The 18,974-nt window shown below is 72.0% G+C and carries 16 protein-coding genes and 1 pseudogene; 10 read left to right on the forward strand and 7 right to left on the reverse strand.

Translation table 11 applies throughout. The features are described from left to right. Window positions 1-17: 17 nt before the first annotated feature. Together K1J60_RS01860 and K1J60_RS01865 are read right to left on the reverse strand one after the other, a co-directional pair. Window positions 18-1,541 (reverse strand): hypothetical protein, encoded by a 1,524-nt coding sequence (locus K1J60_RS01860; protein WP_398684347.1) that lies wholly within the window; start codon window positions 1,539-1,541, stop codon window positions 18-20. Between the two features lie 89 nt (window positions 1,542-1,630). Next, window positions 1,631-2,113 (reverse strand): hypothetical protein, encoded by a 483-nt coding sequence (locus tag K1J60_RS01865; RefSeq protein ID WP_259408216.1) that lies wholly within the window; start codon window positions 2,111-2,113, stop codon window positions 1,631-1,633. On the opposite strand from K1J60_RS01865, the gene K1J60_RS45530 reads away from it, so the two are divergent. Then, window positions 2,073-2,504 (forward strand): hypothetical protein, encoded by a 432-nt coding sequence (locus K1J60_RS45530; RefSeq protein WP_259408385.1) that lies wholly within the window; start codon window positions 2,073-2,075, stop codon window positions 2,502-2,504. The two genes, K1J60_RS01865 and K1J60_RS45530, sit on opposite strands and share 41 nt — an antisense overlap. Here the strand turns inward: K1J60_RS45530 and K1J60_RS01870 are convergent. Further along, complete coding sequence (locus tag K1J60_RS01870) at window positions 2,485-4,497, reverse strand: DUF1996 domain-containing protein (protein WP_259408217.1); 2,013 nt, start codon at window positions 4,495-4,497, stop codon at window positions 2,485-2,487. The two genes, K1J60_RS45530 and K1J60_RS01870, sit on opposite strands and share 20 nt — an antisense overlap. 329 nt (window positions 4,498-4,826) lie before the next feature. On the opposite strand from K1J60_RS01870, the gene K1J60_RS01875 reads away from it, so the two are divergent. From K1J60_RS01875 to K1J60_RS01885, 3 genes are all read left to right on the forward strand, one after another. Next, window positions 4,827-7,604 carry a SpoIIE family protein phosphatase gene (locus tag K1J60_RS01875; RefSeq protein ID WP_259407513.1) on the forward strand — a complete coding sequence of 926 codons (2,778 nt, stop codon included), beginning with the start codon at window positions 4,827-4,829 and terminating at the stop codon, window positions 7,602-7,604. Between the two features lie 101 nt (window positions 7,605-7,705). Further along, the gene (locus K1J60_RS01880) at window positions 7,706-8,593 is read left to right on the forward strand and encodes a Gfo/Idh/MocA family protein (protein ID WP_220644594.1); all 888 of its coding nucleotides are present in this window, start codon (window positions 7,706-7,708) and stop codon (window positions 8,591-8,593) included. Between the two features lie 106 nt (window positions 8,594-8,699). Next, a complete protein-coding gene (locus K1J60_RS01885; protein ID WP_220644595.1) occupies window positions 8,700-9,494 on the forward strand; it encodes a hypothetical protein in 795 nt (264 codons plus the stop codon). Here the strand turns inward: K1J60_RS01885 and K1J60_RS01890 are convergent. Continuing rightward, on the reverse strand, window positions 9,475-10,257 hold the full coding sequence (locus tag K1J60_RS01890; RefSeq protein WP_220644596.1) for an alpha/beta fold hydrolase: 783 nt from the start codon (window positions 10,255-10,257) through the stop codon (window positions 9,475-9,477). The genes K1J60_RS01885 and K1J60_RS01890 overlap by 20 nt on opposite strands. Before the next feature lie 120 nt (window positions 10,258-10,377). Between K1J60_RS01890 and K1J60_RS01895 the strand changes: the two are divergent. Together K1J60_RS01895 and K1J60_RS01900 are read left to right on the forward strand one after the other, a co-directional pair. Then, window positions 10,378-11,070: pseudogene (locus K1J60_RS01895) on the forward strand (hypothetical protein). Between the two features lie 12 nt (window positions 11,071-11,082). Beyond that, window positions 11,083-12,066, forward strand: coding sequence for an aldo/keto reductase (locus tag K1J60_RS01900; protein WP_220644597.1), 984 nt, complete (start codon window positions 11,083-11,085; stop codon window positions 12,064-12,066). Window positions 12,067-12,120: 54 nt separating this feature from the next. Here K1J60_RS01900 and K1J60_RS01905 read toward each other — a convergent pair whose 3' ends face one another. Further along, window positions 12,121-12,606 carry a hypothetical protein gene (locus tag K1J60_RS01905; RefSeq protein ID WP_220644598.1) on the reverse strand — a complete coding sequence of 162 codons (486 nt, stop codon included), beginning with the start codon at window positions 12,604-12,606 and terminating at the stop codon, window positions 12,121-12,123. Between the two features lie 262 nt (window positions 12,607-12,868). On the opposite strand from K1J60_RS01905, the gene K1J60_RS01910 reads away from it, so the two are divergent. Together K1J60_RS01910 and K1J60_RS01915 are read left to right on the forward strand one after the other, a co-directional pair. Continuing rightward, a complete protein-coding gene (locus tag K1J60_RS01910) occupies window positions 12,869-14,233 on the forward strand; it encodes an FAD-dependent oxidoreductase (protein WP_220644599.1) in 1,365 nt (454 codons plus the stop codon). A gap of 143 nt (window positions 14,234-14,376) precedes the next feature. Continuing rightward, the gene (locus tag K1J60_RS01915) at window positions 14,377-14,997 is read left to right on the forward strand and encodes an L-threonylcarbamoyladenylate synthase (protein ID WP_220644600.1); all 621 of its coding nucleotides are present in this window, start codon (window positions 14,377-14,379) and stop codon (window positions 14,995-14,997) included. A gap of 22 nt (window positions 14,998-15,019) precedes the next feature. Here the strand turns inward: K1J60_RS01915 and K1J60_RS01920 are convergent, their stop codons facing one another. Continuing rightward, window positions 15,020-16,045 carry a DUF6745 domain-containing protein gene (locus K1J60_RS01920; protein WP_220644601.1) on the reverse strand — a complete coding sequence of 342 codons (1,026 nt, stop codon included), beginning with the start codon at window positions 16,043-16,045 and terminating at the stop codon, window positions 15,020-15,022. Window positions 16,046-16,117: 72 nt separating this feature from the next. Continuing rightward, entirely contained in the window at window positions 16,118-16,444 is a 327-nt protein-coding gene (locus K1J60_RS01925) for a hypothetical protein (RefSeq protein WP_220644602.1), read from the reverse strand. Window positions 16,445-16,701: 257 nt separating this feature from the next. On the opposite strand from K1J60_RS01925, the gene K1J60_RS01930 reads away from it, so the two are divergent. Continuing rightward, window positions 16,702-17,670: an STM4015 family protein gene (locus K1J60_RS01930; protein ID WP_220644603.1), complete on the forward strand. Its 969-nt coding sequence runs from the start codon at window positions 16,702-16,704 to the stop codon at window positions 17,668-17,670. Window positions 17,671-17,779: 109 nt separating this feature from the next. Then, entirely contained in the window at window positions 17,780-18,961 is a 1,182-nt protein-coding gene (locus tag K1J60_RS01935) for an STM4014 family protein (RefSeq protein ID WP_220644604.1), read from the forward strand. Window positions 18,962-18,974 lie beyond the last annotated feature (13 nt).

The following is an 18,974-nucleotide window of genomic DNA, read 5'->3' on the forward strand; positions in this document are numbered from 1 at the left end:
CCGTGCCCGGGTGCGCGTCAGGAGTTCAGGCCGTAGCCCGAGGTCACGTAGGCGCACTCTGTGTAGATGTAGCCGGACTCCAGCTTGGCCGTGTCGGAGGCGGCGCTGGAGGCGTTGTCGCCCTTCGGCTTGTGCAGGAAGTACGTGGTGCCGACCGGCAGGCTGATCGTGCGCTGCGGGTACTTGTCGTTGCCGCTGCACGGCTTGAAGCTGGAGACCAGGGTGCTGCTCCAGTCGTAGCTGGTGCAGGTGGAGCAGCCCTTCAGGGTGAAGGTGCCGGTCACCGGGCCGGTGTACATGACCTGGATCTCGTCGGGGCTGTCGTTCTTGACCGTGACGGAGATGCTGCCGCCGGTCCGGGTGGTGGGCAGCTTCTTGCCCGCCTCCGGGACCTCCTGCGCGATCTCGGCGGCGATCGCTATCTTCTTGGCGCGCGGCGCGTTCTTGTGGTTCTTGTTGGCGTCGACGAAGTCGTTCATCGACGTCACCGCCTCGGCGAAGTCACCGTCCTTGTACTGGTCGACACCGCAGGTGTAGACACCGGCGGAGGCGGAGTCCTCGGCCTTTCCGGCGGCGGCGGAGAGGGCGTCGGCCACCCCGGCCTTCTCCCCCGGCAACGCCTTGACCTGGGAGCCGAGCGTCTCCAGCTGGTCCACGGCGGTGCACGGGTCGTCGCCGCCGACGGCCTTGACCGCCTTGTCGACGGCCGCCTTGACGTCGGGTTCGACCTTCGCGGCCTGGTCGGAGTCGGGAAACGTGGTGAGGAGGTCGCTGAACTGGTCCTGCCAGCCCGCTGTGTTGCCCGCCAGGCTGTCGGAGGCGCACTCGTACAGCGAGGTGGCGAGCCGGTCGTCGGGCCAGGCGGCCAGCGAGCCGAGATCCTGCTTGCTCACGGTCTGCGGGACCGTACGCAGGTACTCGAGGGGGGCGACCGCCTCGCAGTACTCCTGCTCCTCGTAGGGGGCGCCGACCGTCGTGTAGAAGTTCTTCAGCCGGTCCGGGACCTTCTCGGCGGCCCGGGAGTCGGGGTGGTCGGTGCTGAGGTCGTCGTAGGCGGACAGAGCCCTGCGGTACTCGGACTGGGTCGTCGAGAAGGACTCGCCGGAGGCCTTGTCCACCAGCTCGTCGGCCTTCTCCAGCCGGTCCAGGAGCATCTCCTCGACGGCTTCCTTGCGCGCGGTCTCGTACAGCAGACCGCCCGCGACCGGTACGCCGAGGAGGAGGACACCGAGCGCGATGGCGAGCGGGGACTTCGCGGGCCACACCAGGCGGTTGCGCAGGCCCAGGAAGGCGCCGTGGGCCGCCGTGAGGAGCAGGAAGAGGCCGTAGACGGTGAGCGTGGTGCCCGAGACGCCGTCAGGGTCGGCCGGCAGTACCGAGAAGAGCAGCAGCCCGGTGGCCGCCCAGCACAGCAGGGTCAGCAGCGGGCGGCGCATCAGCGCGTAGCCGAGTCCCAGACCGCTGAGGTTCAGCAGGCCCACCCCGACGGCCCGCCAGCCGTCCGCGGGGCCGGGGGGCGGCGCCGACGGCATCGGCGGCACGACGAAGCTGTGACTCCACCCGTCCTGGTCTCTTACACCGTACTGATCCCCGGACATCTCGGATCCCCCCGTCAACTCCACCCGCATGCTTACGAATTGTCAGTGTACGGCCGAAACTCGATGCCGCGACAGTTGATTCTCGGGCGCGGGAAGAGATCGATTTCACTTCGTGACCACCGCCCGAGAGCCGGCGCGAAAGCATCGGTCGCACCTTCGGTCGGTGCGTGAAAAGTACAGGCCCCACAGCTGGTTGACGCACCGGGGTCACCTTCCGGTTCGCCCGGCGGGCGACGGGTTCTCCGCCGCGGGGCGGGAGCGGGGGCACGGCGGGCGGGGAACGCCTGAGCGGGGACCACGCCGCCAAGGCCAGGACGGAGCCCGCCCGACGGGGCCGTGGTCGGCCCGCCTCGCACAGGATCGCGAGGACGGCGAGGAGTCGGACCAGGCCGAGGACCAGCGGCAGGATCAGGGTGCCGGTCACGGACCGGATCGCGGAGTCGGTGCGGCAGTTCCCGGGTGCGTTCGGGGTCGGTGTCGAGCACCGCGCGCCCCGCACCGGCCTGGACCAGCATGGCGTTCACCGGGTGTCCGACGACGTCGCGCTGCTCCCGGGCGATGCGCACCCGTTCGGCGACGACCGACTCGCGTCGCAGCGACCGCCGCGGCGCCTCCGTCTCCCTGCGGCGGCGGGCCGTGGCGCAGCCCGCCGCCCACACCGACAGCCGGACGAGGACGACCGCTACCCGCGTCGCCCGGGTCGTCCTTCGGGGCGAAGTGGGCCGGGCGCATCGGGCGCGGTACGAGGAGCGCGCCGAGCCCGGCCCTGCGGGGACTCGCGTCCAGGCCCGGCGAGTGGACGCCGATGCGGTTCGCGACCGGCGTCCACCGTCCGGCCACGAGCGGCACGGCGGCCGTCGCCACCTCTCCAAGTGGCGGTACGGGATCAGCAGTTCCCGCGCCTGACCCGGCGCAGCAGTACGACACCGGCGAGCACGGCCACGCCGCCGATCATCGCGGGCCACAGCTGCGAACCGGTCTCGGCGAGGCTGCCCGTCGCCGACTCGGACCCCTGTGCGCCGGGCTGCCCGGCGGCCGACGGCACGTTCCCCGCGGGCGTCTGCTCGGGGGTCGCGGCTGCCTCACCGCCGTCCCCGGCGTCGTCCGCGTCCTTGTCGCCGGCGTCGGTGTCGGCGGCGTTGCCGCGCTGGGTCGCCTTCACCGAGCCGAGGACCTGGGGCTCCTTGTCGTCGCCCTGGTCGGCCTGGTCGTCCGTGTCACCGGGTGCCTGGGCGGTCTCGGTGGGCTCGGCCGTGTTCTCGTCCTGGTCCTGGCCCTGGTCATCGCCGTCGCCCTGGTTGTTGCCCGGCTTCTCCTGATCCTGGCCCTCGTCCTGGTTCTGACCGCCGTCCTGGCCCTCGCCCTGCTCCTGGTCGTCACCCTGACCGGCGTCGCCACCCTGGTCGCCGCCCTGGTCGCCGCCGTCTCCTTGGTCGTCACCTCCGCCCTGGTCGCCGCCGAGGTCGGCCGCGTCGCACTCGCGGCCGTCGTTGATGCAGTCCACCATCGCCCGCATCAGGTCCTCGTCGAAGACGTTGATGAAGTCGCCGTGGTCGGTGACGGGCTTGTGGAGTTGCTCGGGGAAGGAGTCCACGGCGAACAGCGGGGTCGTACGGCCGCCGTCCTGGAGGCTCGGGGCGTCGACGTCGTAGACGATGCGCTGGACCAGCTGCGGGATGGCCTTGAACCCGGCCGGGCAGCTGCCGTCCGCGGCGGCGAAGGCCACGTGGGTACGGTGGTTGGCGCTGTCGATGTTGCGGCCGTCCCAGCAGCTCTGGAACTCGAAGGTGCGGACGACGTCGCTGCCGGAGGGGCAGAGCGGGTACTTGTCCTTCAGCTGCCGGTCCTCGAAGCCGGTGCAGCTCCAGGACGCGTTGGCGTTGGCCGGGCCGTTGACGAAGGCCTTGGCGTCGCCGGTGATGATGCGCAGCAGCCGCGGCATCTCCACGACCTCGCCCCGCGGGCTGCCGACGAAGGTCATGGTGACCTCCTTCGGCGTCACGATCTCACCGGCGTTGCCCTCGATGCCGCCGCCGGGCGAGTTGGCGTCCTGCTCGGCGGTGCCGTTCTGCAGACGGATCACGGGCCAGAAGTAGGACGACCTGTCGCCCTGGTTCTCACAGCTGGTGTCGGCGGCCGCGAGGTCCTCGTCGCCGGCGAACGCGTTGTTGCCCTGGTTGCCGACGTAGTCGTGGAAGTGGTGGGCGCCGTTGGAGACACCGGGGGCGACGATGACGTTGTCCGAGTTGAACAGGCCGCCTGCGTTCACCCCGCAGTCGGTGCTGAAGGAGCCGGTGGAGCCGTTCTGCCCGCCGCCGTTCCCGGCGTTCGGCTGGACGGACCCGATGTCGGCGTAGTCCGCGGCCACCGGCCCGTTGCCGGCCTGACCGCCGTTGCCCTGCTGCCCCTGACCGCCCTGCTGGTCCCCCTGGCCGGCCTGGTTCTCGTCGCCGCCGTTCTGGCCGCCGGCGCCGTCCTGGTCCCCGCCGTTCTGACCGTCGTCCTGGCCGGTGTTCTGGTTCTCGGCGGGACGCAGTTCGCAGCCGGCGAGGGAGTCGAGCCCCTCGGGGCGGTCCCCGACGCGGCCGACGGCGATCGCGATCCGCTCGATCGTCGCCGCTCGCTTCTCCTTCAGCGGGTTCATGATCGCGTTGTCGGCGAAGCCGCTGTCCCGCTGCTGGGCCTGGACGGAGTTCTGCAGCCGCTGGTAGGCCTCGGCTATCTGCTGGTCCAGGGCGGCGAGTTCCTTGTCGACCCCCTCCCGCGCCCCCTCGGGCACCTCCGTCAGCTCGCTGCCGACGTCCGGGCAGTCGATCGTGCCGGCGGCGGAGTTCACCTGCTCGACCGCGTCGTCGGGCGAACCGTCCTCGGTGGCCGACGCGTAGACGTTGACGGCCACGAGACCGCCTCCGCCCAGGATCAGCGCGATCGCGGCAGAGGTCGCGCGCCGTGCTCCGGATGGGCGTCTGCGCCTGGTGGTGCGTCCCACGGATAGCTCCTACAACGTCGTGGTCGGGTCCGGGCATGAAAAACCCCAGCCCTATACGGAGCCGGACCTCGATGTGTTCAAACGCCTCGTACATTCACAGGAATCTGACAGGTAACGAGGCATCACACATGGTCAAAGTGGTAGCAAGCGCTCTCCCCGCCGGGCTGCCGACGGCGTCGGCCGCGGCAGCCCTCGACCCGCTCTCGCCTCCGGGCGCGGGGCAGTGTAGACATGGGCACATGGTCCGTCTCCTGGGTCGATCTCGCTCTCAGTCGACCCGCCGTCCCCAGAGTCGGCCTGCGCGGGGCCGGGACGACAGCGCCCGGCGGGTACCGCACGGATCGGACGGCGGCGCCAGTCGGGAGCCGGAACACGGCTGGGGCCCGCTCTCGGGGCTGCGATCGGCGCTGAGCGGGCGCAGTGTCGCCGGGCAGGTGTTCCTGCTGCAGGTCGTGATCGTGCTGGTACTGGTCGTGTCGGCCGTGGTGGCGCTGGTCCTCCAGGTACGGCACGACAGCTCCAAGGAGGCGCACAACCGTTCGCTCGCCGTGGCGGAGACGTTCGCCAACGCACCGGGCACCCGGGAGGCGCTGAGCGCCCCCGACCCGACGGAGGTGCTCCAGCCGAGGGCCGAGGCCGCGCGGGTCCAGTCCAAGGTGGACTTCATCGTCGTGATGAACACCGACGGGATCCGCTACACCCATCCGAAGACGGACCGCATCGGCAAGCAGTTCGTCGGCACCACCGAGCCCGCGCTCAAGGGCGAGTCCTTCACCGAGGAGGTGACCGGCACCCTCGGACCGCTGGTCCAGGCGGTGGTGCCGGTCAAGGATCCCGACGGCAAGGTGGTGGGCCTGGTGTCGGCCGGGATCACCACCGAGAACGTGGGCGGGGTCGCCGAGCAGCAGCTGCCCCTCGTGCTGGCCGCCGCCGCGGCGGCCCTCGCCCTGGCCACGGCGGGCACGGCGCTCGTCAGCAAACGGCTGCTGCGGCAGACCCACGGGCTCGGCCCGTCGGAGATGACCCGCATGTACGAGCACCACGACGCGGTGCTGCACGCCGTGCGGGAGGGCGTGATCATCGTCGGCGGCGGGGGCCGCCTGCTGCTCGCCAACGACGAGGCGCACCGGCTGCTGGACCTCCCCGCGGACGCGGAGGGGCAGGACGTCCACTCCCTGGGCCTCGAAGCGCACGTGGCGGACCTGCTGGCCTCGGGCCGGGTCGCCAACGACGAGGTGCACCTGGTGGGCGACCGGCTGCTCGCGGTCAACCAGCGGCCCACCGATCTCCAGGGCGCACCCTCCGGCAGCGTCGCCACGCTCCGCGACTCCACCGAGCTGCGTGCCCTCTCGGGCCGCGCGGAGGCCGCACGGGAGCGGCTGAGGCTGCTCTACGACGCCGGGGTGGGCGTCGGCACAGGTCTGGACGTGACCCGGACCGCCGAGGAACTGGCGGAGGTCGCGGTTCCCCGGCTCGCGGACTTCGTCACCGTGGACCTGGCCCCGGCCGCGCTCAGCGGCGACGAGCCCAAGACGGCCACCACCCTGCGCCGCACGGCGTGCAGCGGGATCCGCAAGGACGCGCCGCTGTACAAGGTGGGCGAGCGGATCGACCTGGTCCCCTCCTCGCCGCAGGCCCGCAGCATCGACAGCGGCACCTCGACCCTCGTGGCCGACCTCAGCCGGGCACCCGGCTGGCAGGCCCAGGACCTCGAACGGTCCGCGCAGGTCCTCGAGTACGGCATCCACTCGCTGATCACCGTGCCGTTGCGGGTGGGCCAGCTGGTGATGGGGGTCGCCAACTTCTGGCGCTCGGAGAAGCCCGAGCCCTTCGACCAGGAGGAGCTGGCGCTCGCCGAGGAGCTCGTGGCCCGCGCGGCGGTCTCCATCGACAACGCGCGCCGTTACACCCGCGAACACACGATGGCCGAGACCCTGCAGCGCAGCCTGCTGCCGCGCAACCTGCCCGAGCAGAGCGCCCTGGACGTCGCCTACCGCTATCTGCCCGCGCAGGCCGGAGTGGGCGGCGACTGGTTCGACGTCCTGCCCCTGTCCGGTACCCGGGTCGCCGTCGTCGTGGGTGACGTGGTCGGTCACGGTCTGCACGCGGCGGCCACCATGGGGCGGCTGCGCACGGCGGTCCACAACTTCACCGCGCTGGACCTGCCGCCGGACGAGATCCTGGGGCTGCTGGACGAAATGGTCAGCCGGATCGACCAGGACGAGGCGGTCCTCGACGGCAACGCCCCGATCACCGGGGCGACGTGCCTGTACGCGATCTACGACCCGGTCTCGCGGCGCTGCACCGTCGCCCGCGCCGGCCATCCGCCGCTGGCGGTGGCCCGGCCCGACGGCACGGTCGACTTCCCCGAGGTGCCGGCCGGTCCACCGCTCGGTCTCGGCGGACTGCCCTTCGAGACGGCCGAGCTGGACCTCGCCGAGGGCAGCCGCATGGTGCTGTACACCGATGGTCTCGTCGAGGACCGGGAGCGGGACATCGACGACGGGCTCGAACTTCTGCGCAGCGCCCTGGCGGGGGCCGACACCTCGCCGCAGGGCACCTGCGAGGCCGTGCTCGAAGCGCTGCCGCCGAGCCGGGCGAGCGACGACATCGCGCTGATCGTCGCCCGCACCCGGGCGCTGGACACGGGCCGTGTCATCGAGTGGGAGGTGCCCGGCGACCCGGCCGCGGTCCGCCGGGCGCGCTCCGACGCCACCCGGCAGCTGACCGCATGGGGCCTGGAGGAGCTGGAGTTCACCACCGAGCTGATCCTCAGCGAACTGGTCACCAACGCCATCCGGTACGGCGGTGGCCCCATCCGGGTCCGCCTCATCCACGACCGGCAGCTGATCTGCGAGGTCACCGACAGCAGTCACACCTCGCCCCATCTGCGGTACGCCGCCACGACCGACGAGGGCGGCCGGGGCCTGTATCTCATCGCCCAGCTCACCCAGCGCTGGGGCACCCGCTACTCCCCCACCGGCAAGACGATCTGGACCGAACAGGCGCTGCCCTGACGGCCGTCGGACAGGCCGGTCCCGTAGGAACCCCAAGGGCTCAGAAGGGCTCTGGGGGCTCCGTAGGACACGGCACCCAACGCACAAGGAGAGACCGAAGCATGCGTATCGGACTGCTCGGAACCGGGCCGTGGGCCGAGATGACCTACGCCCCCGCGCTGAGCGCGCACCAGGAGCTGGACTTCGCGGGGGTGTGGGGCAGGCGCCCGGAGGCGGCCAAGGAACTGGCCGACCGGCACGGCGGGCTGCCCGTGTACGAGGACGTCGACGCCCTGTTCGCGGACGTGGACGCGGTCGCCGTGGCCCTGCCGCCCTCCGTCCAGGCACCGATCGCGGTGCGCGCGGCCCGGGCGGGCTGTCATCTGCTGCTCGACAAGCCGCTCTCGACGGATGTCGAGCAGGGGCGGGCCGTCGTCCGGGCGGTCGAGGAGACCGGGGTCGCCTCGGTCGTCTTCTTCACCGCCCGGTTCCAGACCGCGATCGACGCGTGGATCACCGAACAGGCCGCCCATGGGGGCTGGTTCACGGGCCGCGCGGAGTGGTTCGGGTCGCTGTTCGACGACGAGAGCGACAGTCCCTTCGCGGACTCTCCCTGGCGGCGGGAGAAGGGCGGCCTGTGGGATGTCGGCCCGCACGCCCTGTCCGTGCTGCTGCCGGTCCTCGGGGACGTGGCGAAGGTGGCCGCCGCCGTGCGCGGGCCCAAGGACACGGTCCACCTGGTCCTTCTGCACACCGGCGGGGCGTCCAGCACCCTCACCCTCAGCCTCACCGCCCCGCCCGCGGCCTCCGGCGCCACGGTCGAGCTGCGCGGCCGGACCGGGACGACCGTCCTGCCCACGACCGACGAAGGGGCCGTACCCGCTCTCGTGCGGGCGGGGTACGCGCTGTTGGCGGCGGCCCGCAGTGGTCGTCCGCATCCGTGCGACGCCGCGTTCGCGCTGCGCGTGACGGAGCTGCTGGCCACCGCGGAAGGGCAGTTGACCGGCTGACGAGCCCAACTCGCGGACCCGCGTTCGAGTTTGCGTTCGACGACTACCGGACATCGTCCGGTGGCGGGCACGGCTTCGCCTCGCGTGTTTCGGTGAGGAGGTGCCCGTGAGCGCGACGGACGGGGACGCCGCCGAGCCCCTGCGGCGCGGGGCGGCGGCCCGGGAGAAGGACCAGGACGAGCGGACGGTCATGCGGCTGCGCCTGGGGGTCGGGGTCATCGGTGTCCTGCTCCCCCTCGCGCTGCCGGCCGGCAACTGGATCGCGGCACGGCTCGACGGCCGATCGGGGGCGGACGCCTGGCCCGGTTCCATGAGCGGCTCGTACTACACGAGCACCCGCGACATCTTCGTCGGCGCGTTGTGCGCGCTAGGGATCTTCCTGATCGTCTACCGGTTCGACAGGTTCAACGACATCCTGGGCACCGTCGCCGGTACCTGCGCCCTGGGCGTCGCCCTCTTCCCCACCGCTCCGGGGTCCGGGGGCGACGCGGGACGGACGACGGTCTCCGTGCTCCACCAGGTCTTCGCCATCGCCCTGTTGACGGCGATGGCGGCCTTCTGCCTCTCCATGTACCGGGCGCCCGGCATCGCGGACCGGCCGCACGCGCGGCGCCCCTATCTCGTGGCCGGGGTGCTGATCCTCGTGTTCATGGCGCTCGCCGCCGCGGCGGCGGCCACCGACGTGGGCGACGACTGGCTGGTCACACCTCTCTACCTGTGCGAGTGGCTCTCCGTGTGGTCCTTCGGTTTCGCGTGGACGGGCGCGGCCCTGGCCCTCGCCGCGGACATCGACCGGCTGCCCAGGACCCGTGCGTTCGTCGGCGCCGTACTCGGGCGGCTCCGCTCCCTCGGGGGCCTCGGCGCGTGGATCGGCGGCGGGCTCAGACCCGGGAGCCGGTGAGGAAGCGGTCCAGGGTGGCGGTCAGCTCCGCCGGCTTCTCCACGGGGAGTTCGTGGCCGGCGTCCAGGATCCGCACTTCGGCGTCCTGGCAGGCCTTGGCCATGCGGAGCATCTGGGCGACGGGGAGCTGGATGTCGTGGTAGCCGTGGACGAGGAGAATGGGGGTGCTGATCTCGCCGAGGCGGTCGAGCACGTCGAAGGCGCGCATGGCGCCGTACAGGGTCATCACGACCTCGCGCGGGGTGGCGGCGGAGGCGCGGATGTACGCGCGGATCTCCTCGCGGGGGTAGCCGGGCGCGAAGGCGCGCTGGATGTTGGCGGCGACGAACAGCTTGAAGGGGACCCGGGTGGAGGCCGCCATCAGCAGTCCGCGACCCCGGTTGTAGGTCATGCGGCCGATGGAGTTGACGAGCACCAGGCGCTCCACCCGCTCGGGGTGGGCGAGGGTGATGGTCTGGGAGATCATGCCGCCCATGGAGTGTCCGACCAGGACGAACCGCTCGACCTCCAGATGATCGAGGAGCGCGAGCACGTCTCTCGCCAGCTCCTCGATCGTGCGGACCCCGGCGCCGCCGCTCTCGCCGTGTCCGCGCAGGTCGAGGCGGATCACGCGCCGCTTCTTCGCGAAGTGCGCGACCTGATGGTCCCAGCGGTGGCGGTCGGCGGTCCAGCCGTGGACGAACACCAGGGGCACACCGTCGCCCTCACGGGGGCCCTCGTCGTCGTACGTCAGCGCGGCGCCGTCGACTTCGAGCTGCGGCATGGGGGCCTCCTGCGGTCCGGTCCGGCCCGGTGCGGTCCGGTTACTGACCGGTACGGTAGCCGGTGACCCGGCCCGCGTAAATCGTCCGCGCCCCCTGCGCCGCCCTGCTGATTTCCCCCGGTGTTCTCGCTCGGACAACCCCTGTTCTTCACACGGCTGCGCGACGCGTGGCGTGTGCTCATAGCCGGTGCCGGTGGCGGCTTCGACGTCTACGCCGGGCTGCCGCTGGCCCTCGCCTGCGGTCGGCGGGCAAGGAGGCCCATCTCGCGAGCCTCTCCTTCGCCGATCCGTACGGCCTGAGCCTCGATGTGTGGCTAGAGCAGGACGTCGCGGCGGTAGGCCCCGAGACCGCCTTCCGGGGCGACTGCTTCCCCGAGCGCGCCCTCGCCGAGTGGCTGGACCTGCACGGGATGCCCAGCACCGTGTAGGCGCTGTCCCGTACGGGTGTGGCACCCCTGCGGGCCGCCTGTCGCGCGCTCATCGGGCATCCGGGCGGGGTGGACGCCGTCGTCCTGGTGGACGGCGGCACCGACATCCTGATGCGCGGCGCGCACGGGCTCGGGACACCGGAGGAGGACATGGCGAGCCCGGGTGCCGGCAGCGGCCTCGACGAGGTCCCGGAGCCGGGGCGAGTTCGGCGATGTCCGGTTCACCGACCGCGCCCAGGACGGCGAACTGTTCGTCAATCCGCTGATGGCGCTGTACTTCTGCGTGGACGCGGTGGGCCTGGCCAGCCGCAACCTGTACCTCGACCGGCTGGAGAAGACCGAACTGACCCGGCAGATCGGCTCGGTGACCGCGGGGAACAGGTGACAGACTGACGCCATGGAAGAACGCGCATTCGGTAGGTCGGGTCAGCACGCGTCCGTGGTCGGTCTCGGCACATGGCAGCTGGGCGCCGACTGGGGAGACGTCGACGACAAGGAAGCCCTCGCGGTGCTGGAGACCGCGGCCGAGTCGGGGGTGACCTTCTTCGACACGGCCGACGTCTACGGCGACGGGCGCAGCGAGCAGACCATCGCCACGTTCCTGCGGAGCAGGCCCGATCTGCATGTGTTCGTCGCGACGAAGATGGGCCGTCGCGTGGAGCAGGTCCCCGAGAACTACGTCCTCGACAACTTCCGGGCCTGGAACGACCGCTCCCGCCGCAATCTCGGTGTGGACCGCCTCGATCTGGTCCAGCTGCACTGCCCGCCCACGCCGGTCTACTCCTCGGACGAGGTGTTCGACGCGCTCGACACCCTGGTCGAGGAGGAGCGCGTCGCCGCGTACGGGGTCAGCGTGGAGACCTGCGCCGAGGCGTTGACGGCGATCGCCCGGCCGAACGTGGCGAGCGTGCAGATCATCCTCAACCCGTTCCGGATGAAGCCGCTCCTCGACGTCCTCCCGGCGGCGGAGAAGGCGGGGGTCGCGATCATCGCGCGCGTTCCGCTGGCCTCGGGGCTGCTGTCCGGCAAGTACACCAAGGACACGGTCTTCGCGGAGAACGACCACCGCACCTACAACCGGCACGGTGAGTCCTTCGACCAGGGCGAGACCTTCTCCGGTGTCGACTACGGCACGGGCGTGGAGGCGGCCGTCGAGTTCGCCGCGCTCGCACCCGAGGGGTTCACCCCGGCCCAGCTGGCGCTGCGCTGGATCATCCAGCTGCCGGGCGTCACGACGGTCATCCCGGGTGCCCGCACGCCCGAGCAGGCCCGCGCCAACGCGTCGGCCGCCGCGCTGCCGGAGCTGTCCGGCGAGACGCTCACGGCGATCCGGGAGCTGTACGACCGCCGGATCAAGGAGCAGGTGGAAGGTCGCTGGTAGGACGGCGTGCGGGGGTCGTCCGGCGCATGGCACCGGACGACCCCTGCGGGCAGATCAGATACGGCCGCCGGTGAGCCGGGTGATCGGGCCGTGGACGTGGCGGCCGGAGCGGCGGCCGACCGCGTAGGAGGCGGCGGTCAGGGCGGTCAGGCCGGCGCCCACTCCGGCGGCGACGAGCTTGCGGTGGGCGATGACGGTCATGGCCGTCTTCGCGCCGGCGGCCACCTGGCCGGAGGCCTGCACCACCGCCTGCCGTCCCGCCTCGACACCCTTCACGGCGCTGTGCACGGCGCTGTTCGCGCTGTCGGCGGCGCGGCCGGCCATGTCGGCCGCGTGTCCGGCCCCGGCCTTGGCGGACGACGTCGCGTCGTCCACCTTGATCGCGGCCGTCTTCGCGGACGCGGTGGCCGGTGCCGTCGCCTTGGAGGTGGTCCGGCGGGCCTTGGCCGCGGCCGTCTCGGCGGACGCGGAGTTCTCATTCGGGTCTTTGTTCGGTCGAGTCATGGAAACCGCGTTGCCGTTCACCGCCGCGGCAAACACCTCACCTATGCCGGGGGCCGGCGCCTACGCCCTCTCCCCTGCCGTCCCGCGGCCGTTCCGCGGCCGTTCCGCGGCCCGTTGCGTGGCCATTCCCCGGCCGTTTCCCGGCCGTTTCCCGGGCTCCCCCGCCGTCCGTCCATTCCCTCGCGTGGCATAAGATCGCTTTATGAGGTCATAGACCCGACCCGCGTACCTGGTAAGGGTTGCCTTAGTTTAGGGTTGCCGACGAGACGCTTTTCTTCCGCTCGAAGGGAACCTGAACATGCCCCGCCCTCTGCGGGTAGCCATTGTCGGAGCCGGACCCGCCGGGATCTACGCCGCCGACGCGCTGCTGAAGTCCGACGTCGCCACCGAGCCCGGTGTGTCCATCGACCTCTACGAGCGGATGCCCGCGCCGTTCGGACTGATCCGCTACGGCGTGGCCCCCGACCACCCCCGCATCAAGGGCATCATCACGGCCCTGCACCAGGTGCTCGACAAGCCGCAGATCCGTCTCTTCGGCAACGTCGACTACCCGACGGACATCAACCTGGACGACCTGCGCGCGTTCTACGACGCCGTGATCTTCTCCACCGGCGCCACGGCCGACCGCGCGCTCGACATCCCCGGTATCGACCTCGACGGCTCCTACGGCGCGGCGGACTTCGTCTCCTGGTACGACGGACACCCGGACGTCCCGCGCACCTGGCCCCTTGAGGCCGAGAAGGTCGCCGTCCTCGGTGTCGGCAACGTGGCGCTCGACGTCGCCCGTGTCCTCGCCAAGACCGCCGACGAGCTGCTGCCCACCGAGATCCCCGCCAACGTCTACGAGGGCCTGAAGGCCAACAAGGCGCTGGAGATCCACGTGTTCGGCCGCCGCGGCCCGGCCCAGGCGAAGTTCTCCCCCATGGAGCTGCGGGAGCTGGACCACTCCCCCAACATCGAGGTCATCGTCGACCCCGAGGACATCGACTACGACGAGGGCTCCATCGCCACCCGGCGCGGCAACAAGCAGGCCGACATGGTCGCCAAGACCCTGGAGAACTGGGCGATCCGCGACACCGGCGACCGCCCGCACAAGCTGTTCCTGCACTTCTTCGAGTCGCCCACCGAGATCCTCGGCGAGGACGGCAAGGTCGTCGGCCTGCGCACCGAGCGCACCGCCCTGGACGGCACCGGCAACGTCAAGGGCACCGGCGAGTTCAAGGACTGGGACGTCACCGGCGTCTACCGCGCGGTCGGCTACCTCTCGGACAAGCTGCCCAAGCTGCCCTGGGACGTCGACTCGGGCACCGTCCCCGACGCGGGCGGCCGGGTCATCGAGGAGACCGGCGCTCACCTGCAGTCGACGTACGTCACCGGCTGGATCCGGCGCGGTCCGGTGGGCCTCATCGGGCACACCAAGGGTGACGCCAACGAGACCGTCGCCAACCTCCTGGACGACTTCGCGAACGGGCGGCTGCACGAGCCGTCCGCGCCCGCGCCGGAGGCCGTCGACGCGTTCCTGGCGGACCGGAACGTGCGCTTCACGACGTGGGAGGGCTGGTACAAGCTCGACGCCGCGGAGAAGGCGCTCGGTGAGCCGCAGGGCCGTGAGCGCGTGAAGATCGTCGAGCGTGAGGACATGCTCCGGGAGAGCGGAGCGTAAGCGCTCCGCTCGGGGCAGGGGGACTGTGGGCCGTCTTCAAGCCGCGGGTCGTCCGTGGCCGGTCGCGCAGTTCCCCGCGCCCCTTTCAGGGGCCCGCGGCCCCATCGACGGCCGTGCGCCGCTCGTAGGCATAAGCTCGTCCAATGGCCAAGTACTACGACGTGCACCCTGACAACCCCCAGCCGCGCGCCATCGGGCAGGTGGCCGACAGTATTCGTCAGGGTGGGCTCATCGCATATCCGACGGACTCCTGCTTCGCGCTCGGGTGCCGGCTGGGCAGTCGGGACGGCATCGAGCGGATCCGTACGATCCGGCAGCTCGACGACCGTCACCACTTCACCCTGGTGTGCGAGAACTTCGCGCAGCTGGGCCAGTTCGTGCACGTCGACAACGACGTGTTCCGTGCCGTGAAGGCGTCGACCCCGGGCAGTTACACCTTCATCCTCCCCGCGACGAGGGAGGTGCCCCGCAAGCTGCTGCACCCCAAGAAGAAGACCGTCGGAGTACGCATCCCCGACCACCGGGTGGCCCAGGCGCTCCTCGCCGAACTGGGTGAACCGCTCGTCTCCAGCACGCTGCTGCTGCCCGACGAGGAGGAGCCGCTGACGCAGGGCTGGGAGATCAAGGAGCGCCTCGACTACCTGGTCGACGCGGTGGTGGACTCCGGGGACTGCGGCACGGAACCGACGACCGTCATCGACTTCTCCAGCGGCGAGGCCGAGATCATCCGCAAGGGCGCGGGCGACACCTCACGGTTCGAGTGAGGGCCGAGCACGGCGCCGGGGCTCAGGTCTGCCGCAGCGGCTCGTACGCCTCGGCGCTCAGGCCGAAGGTCCAGGCCACGCCTTCCCGGGCCGTGGTCGTGGTGGGCGGCACCCGCAGCCAGTAGGTGCGGCTCGTGCCGTCCGGCTCCGGCGTGGAGTTGACGACCTCCACCATCACCACGTCCTCGTCGCCGGGCAGGGCTATGCGCCACAGCACACCCGTCTCGTCGCGGTGCACCGGCTGCGCCCCGGACTCCTCCAGGTAGCGGTCGTAACCGTGATACTCGAGCATCACCCGGCGCAGCTCCGCGTTCTCCTCCGCACGGATCTGCTCCGGGGTCAACGAGGCGAGCCGGTCGAGGAATTCACCGGGGACGGGCAGCCCGCGCCAGGCGTGCAGGGCGAAGCCGTCGCTGAAGGCCAGCGCGGGACCGTCGCCGCGGTCCAGACGGCCCGCCTCGTCACGGTGCAGCTCCACCGGCCGTTCGGCGACGACCGCGACGCGCTCGTAGGGCCACCACCAGCCCGCCGCGCGGGCCACCTCCGCGAGTCCGTCCAGCTCGGGGGCGGTGTCGAAGGCCGACAGCCAGGCCGCGTCGTGCTGGCCCAGGACCGCGTCCAGGAGCAGCAGCCGGACGCGGGTCTCCTCCTTGCGGTCGGCGGGGGCCAGAGCCTCGACGACACCGGTGCGGACGCGGTCGACGAGGGGCTGGGTGGTCTCCCAGAGGTCGGCCCCGGTCGCCCGCCAGTGGTCGCTCCAGCCGGTGGGGCCCAGCCGGTGGTGCAGCCGGGCGCGGGCGGCGGCGACCGGTCTGTTGCGGACGGCGTCACGGACGCTCGCCCCGGTCGCGGGGAGCGCCTCGCCGTCGTCCGCGGCCGCCCCCGACAGCAGGCGTACCGCCGCCAGAGGCGAGCGGACCCACACGATCCGCTCGGGCTCCGGCAGCCCCGCACCCCGGTACGCGAGGCGCACACCCGCCTCGGTCCGCGCCCGGTCGCCCGCTCCCGTGGCCGCCGCCACCGCCCGCCAACTCGCCTGCTCGTTCACGCCGTTCCTCCTGGATCTCGATGCCTGTCCCTGCGGCTGCCGTGCCTCACGGCCGCCCTCTCCCCCACGGGTTCAGTCGGCGACGATCCGCACCGAACCCGGCACGTACTCGCGCTGGCGGACGACGCGGTACCAGCCCTTGGGCAGGGAGATCGCCGCGTGTTCCTCGTGGACGACACGGGCGCCCTCCGGCACGTGCAGCAGCATCGGGCCGAACGCGTCGTCCTCGCGGATCAGGCGGCCGGGGCCGACCACGGCGTGCGCGTGACCGGTGACCTCGCCGAGGGCCAGGACGAGCCGACCACGCCTGTCGCGTGGCTCCGACGTGGCGTCGAGCGCGCCGCGGGGCACGGCGCTCTCCGCCAACGGCGCGATGAGGACGTCTCCTTGCCGGTACATGGGTCTCCCTCCCGTCGGGCACTCCCCGTGCCACGAGACGACCGTAGGGGCAGCCACTGACAATCGGCCCCGCACGGCGGTTCGCCGGGGCGAGCGCAGGTGTTCGTCCACAGGACAGGGGTCCGCCGCACACGGTGTCAGTGCGGCTTGGTAGAACTCCTCTACCCGGCGGCGCCGTGCGCTCCGGGTGCGCAGCGGGCGGACCGGGCAGGGACTCGGCCACGTCCACGGACATGGAACGAAGGGGCGGGGCGCACATGACCATCGGGAGCCATCTGGAGGAGTTCCACGACCTGCCGGTCCACCGCTTCCCCACGTCGGTGAAGGACCCTCAGGGCGCCGCCCGTCTGCCCGCGCCCGAGTCGGTGGCCTGGGCCATCGCCGTGGACTCGTACGACAGCGAGGAGGCCTGGGAGGAGGCGTTCGCCCGGTTCCTGGCCTCGGTCGACACCGAGAAGGTGCGGGCGCTGGTGGTGGGCGCCTGGAGCGACGCCTACGACAACGGCCCCGAGGAGATCGTCGCGGCTCTGGTGGCGGCGAAGGACCGGCTGCCCTCGCTGCGCGCCCTGTTCCTCGGCGACATCGTGATGGAGGAGTGCGAGATCTCCTGGATCAACCAGGGGGATGTGAGCCCGCTGCTGCACGCCTTCCCGGAACTGGAGGAGTTCGGGGTGCGCGGCGGCCAGGGGCTCGTCTTCCCGCCGTTGCGACACGAGCGGCTGCGGAGGCTGACGGTGGAGACCGGCGGCATGCCCGTCGAGGCCGTCCGGGGTGTCGCGGGCAGCGATCTGCCGGCCCTCGTCGAGCTGGACCTGTGGCTGGGCACCTCCGAGTACGGCGGCGACTCCGAGGTGAGCGACCTGGCGCCGATCCTCGCGGGCACCCGGCTCCCGGCCCTCAGGCATCTGGCGCTGCGCAACAGCGAGATGCAGGACGACATCTGCGCGGCCCTGGCCGCCGCCCCGGTGGTGGCCCGCCTCGACGTCCTGGACGTGTCGATGGGCGTCCTCACCGACGACGGCGCGACCGCGCTCCTCACCGGTCAGCCGCTCACCCACCTCACCACCCTGGACCTGCACCACAACTACCTCAGCGCGGCGATACGCGACCGCCTCCGGGACTCCCTGGAGGCCGAGGGGGTCCAGGTCGACGTCGACGCCGACGACGCCGAGTCGGACGAGGAGGAGGACGGCACGGTGTGGCGGTTCGTCGCGGTGGGCGAGTGAACACGTAGTCGGTGGTCGCGGGGCCGGTCGTCGCCGGATCGGTCGGCGCGGGGCCGGTTGTCGCTGGGGCGGTGGTCGCGGGATCGCGCGGCCGCGCGGGTGGAGGGGGATGGGTGTGGCCGGTTGGACCGGTGCGACGGGCGCGGGACCGGGCCCGTACAGGTGGGCGGTCGTCGGGAACGGGGAGAACCGTCGGGTCGGGCTGTTCCTCGCGGCGGCCGAGGCGGCCGGCGTCGGTGTGCCACGGGTCGTCGAGTGGCGGGACGTGCTGCGCGACGGCGGCCACGAGTTCGCCGACGACGAGGTCGTCCGGCTGGACTCGCCGGGCGAGAACGCCGAGGTGGACCGGCTGCTGCGGGACGTCGATGACCCGACGCGGGTGGAGGGCTCGGCCACCTGGTACACCCGTTTCCTGGCCGCCGTGGCCTCCCTGAGGGGCGGGGTGCGGCTGGACGGTCCCGCGGACCTCGCGGTGCTGTTCGACAAGCGGCTGTGCCACGCCCGGCTCGACGCGGCGGGGGTCCCGGTGCCGCCGTCGCCCACCTCGGGCGACACGGTCACGGTGCGCGGCTGGGACGACGTACGGGCGGTGATGCGGGAGCACGGCATGCCGCGGGTCTTCGTGAAACCGGCCCACGGCTCCTCCGCGTCCGGTGTGTTGGCCGTCGAGTCGTCGGCGGGCGGACGACTGCGGGCCACCACCTCGGTGGAGGTGGCCGCCGACAGCGGGCCGCACGCCCCGCCGCGGCTGCACAACTCCCTGCGGGTGCGGCGCTACTCGGACGAGCGGGAGATCGCCGGCATCGTCGACGCCCTCGCGGCCGACGGCCTGCACATCGAGCGCTGGCTGCCGAAGGCGTCCGCGCAGGGCCGGTCCGCCGATCTCCGGGTGCTGGTCGTGGCGGGCCGGGCCACGCACGCGGTCGTCCGCACCAGCCGTTTCCCGATGACGAACCTTCATCTCGGCGGTGCACGGGGCGATCTGACCTCGGTCGTGGTCGCGGCGGGCGACCGCTGGCGGCAGGCGCTGAACACCTGTGAGCGGGCCGCCGCCTGCTTCCCGGACACACTGTGCGTCGGTGTGGACCTGCTTCCGGCGATCGGCTGGCGCCGGTTCACGGTGGGCGAGGTCAACGCGTTCGGCGATCTGCTGCCCCGGCTGACCGGACTGCCGGGTGGCCCGGCGGAAGGCCTCGACACCTACGCGGCACAACTCGCGGCGGTGCGGAGCGCGATGCTCCCGACGCACGCGCACCACCCCCAGGCAAGGAAAGACCATGGATCCTTCTGACCGGGCCGACACG

Origin of the sequence: Streptomyces akebiae (assembly GCF_019599145.1) — a bacterium.
GTDB lineage: Bacteria > Actinomycetota > Actinomycetes > Streptomycetales > Streptomycetaceae > Streptomyces > Streptomyces akebiae.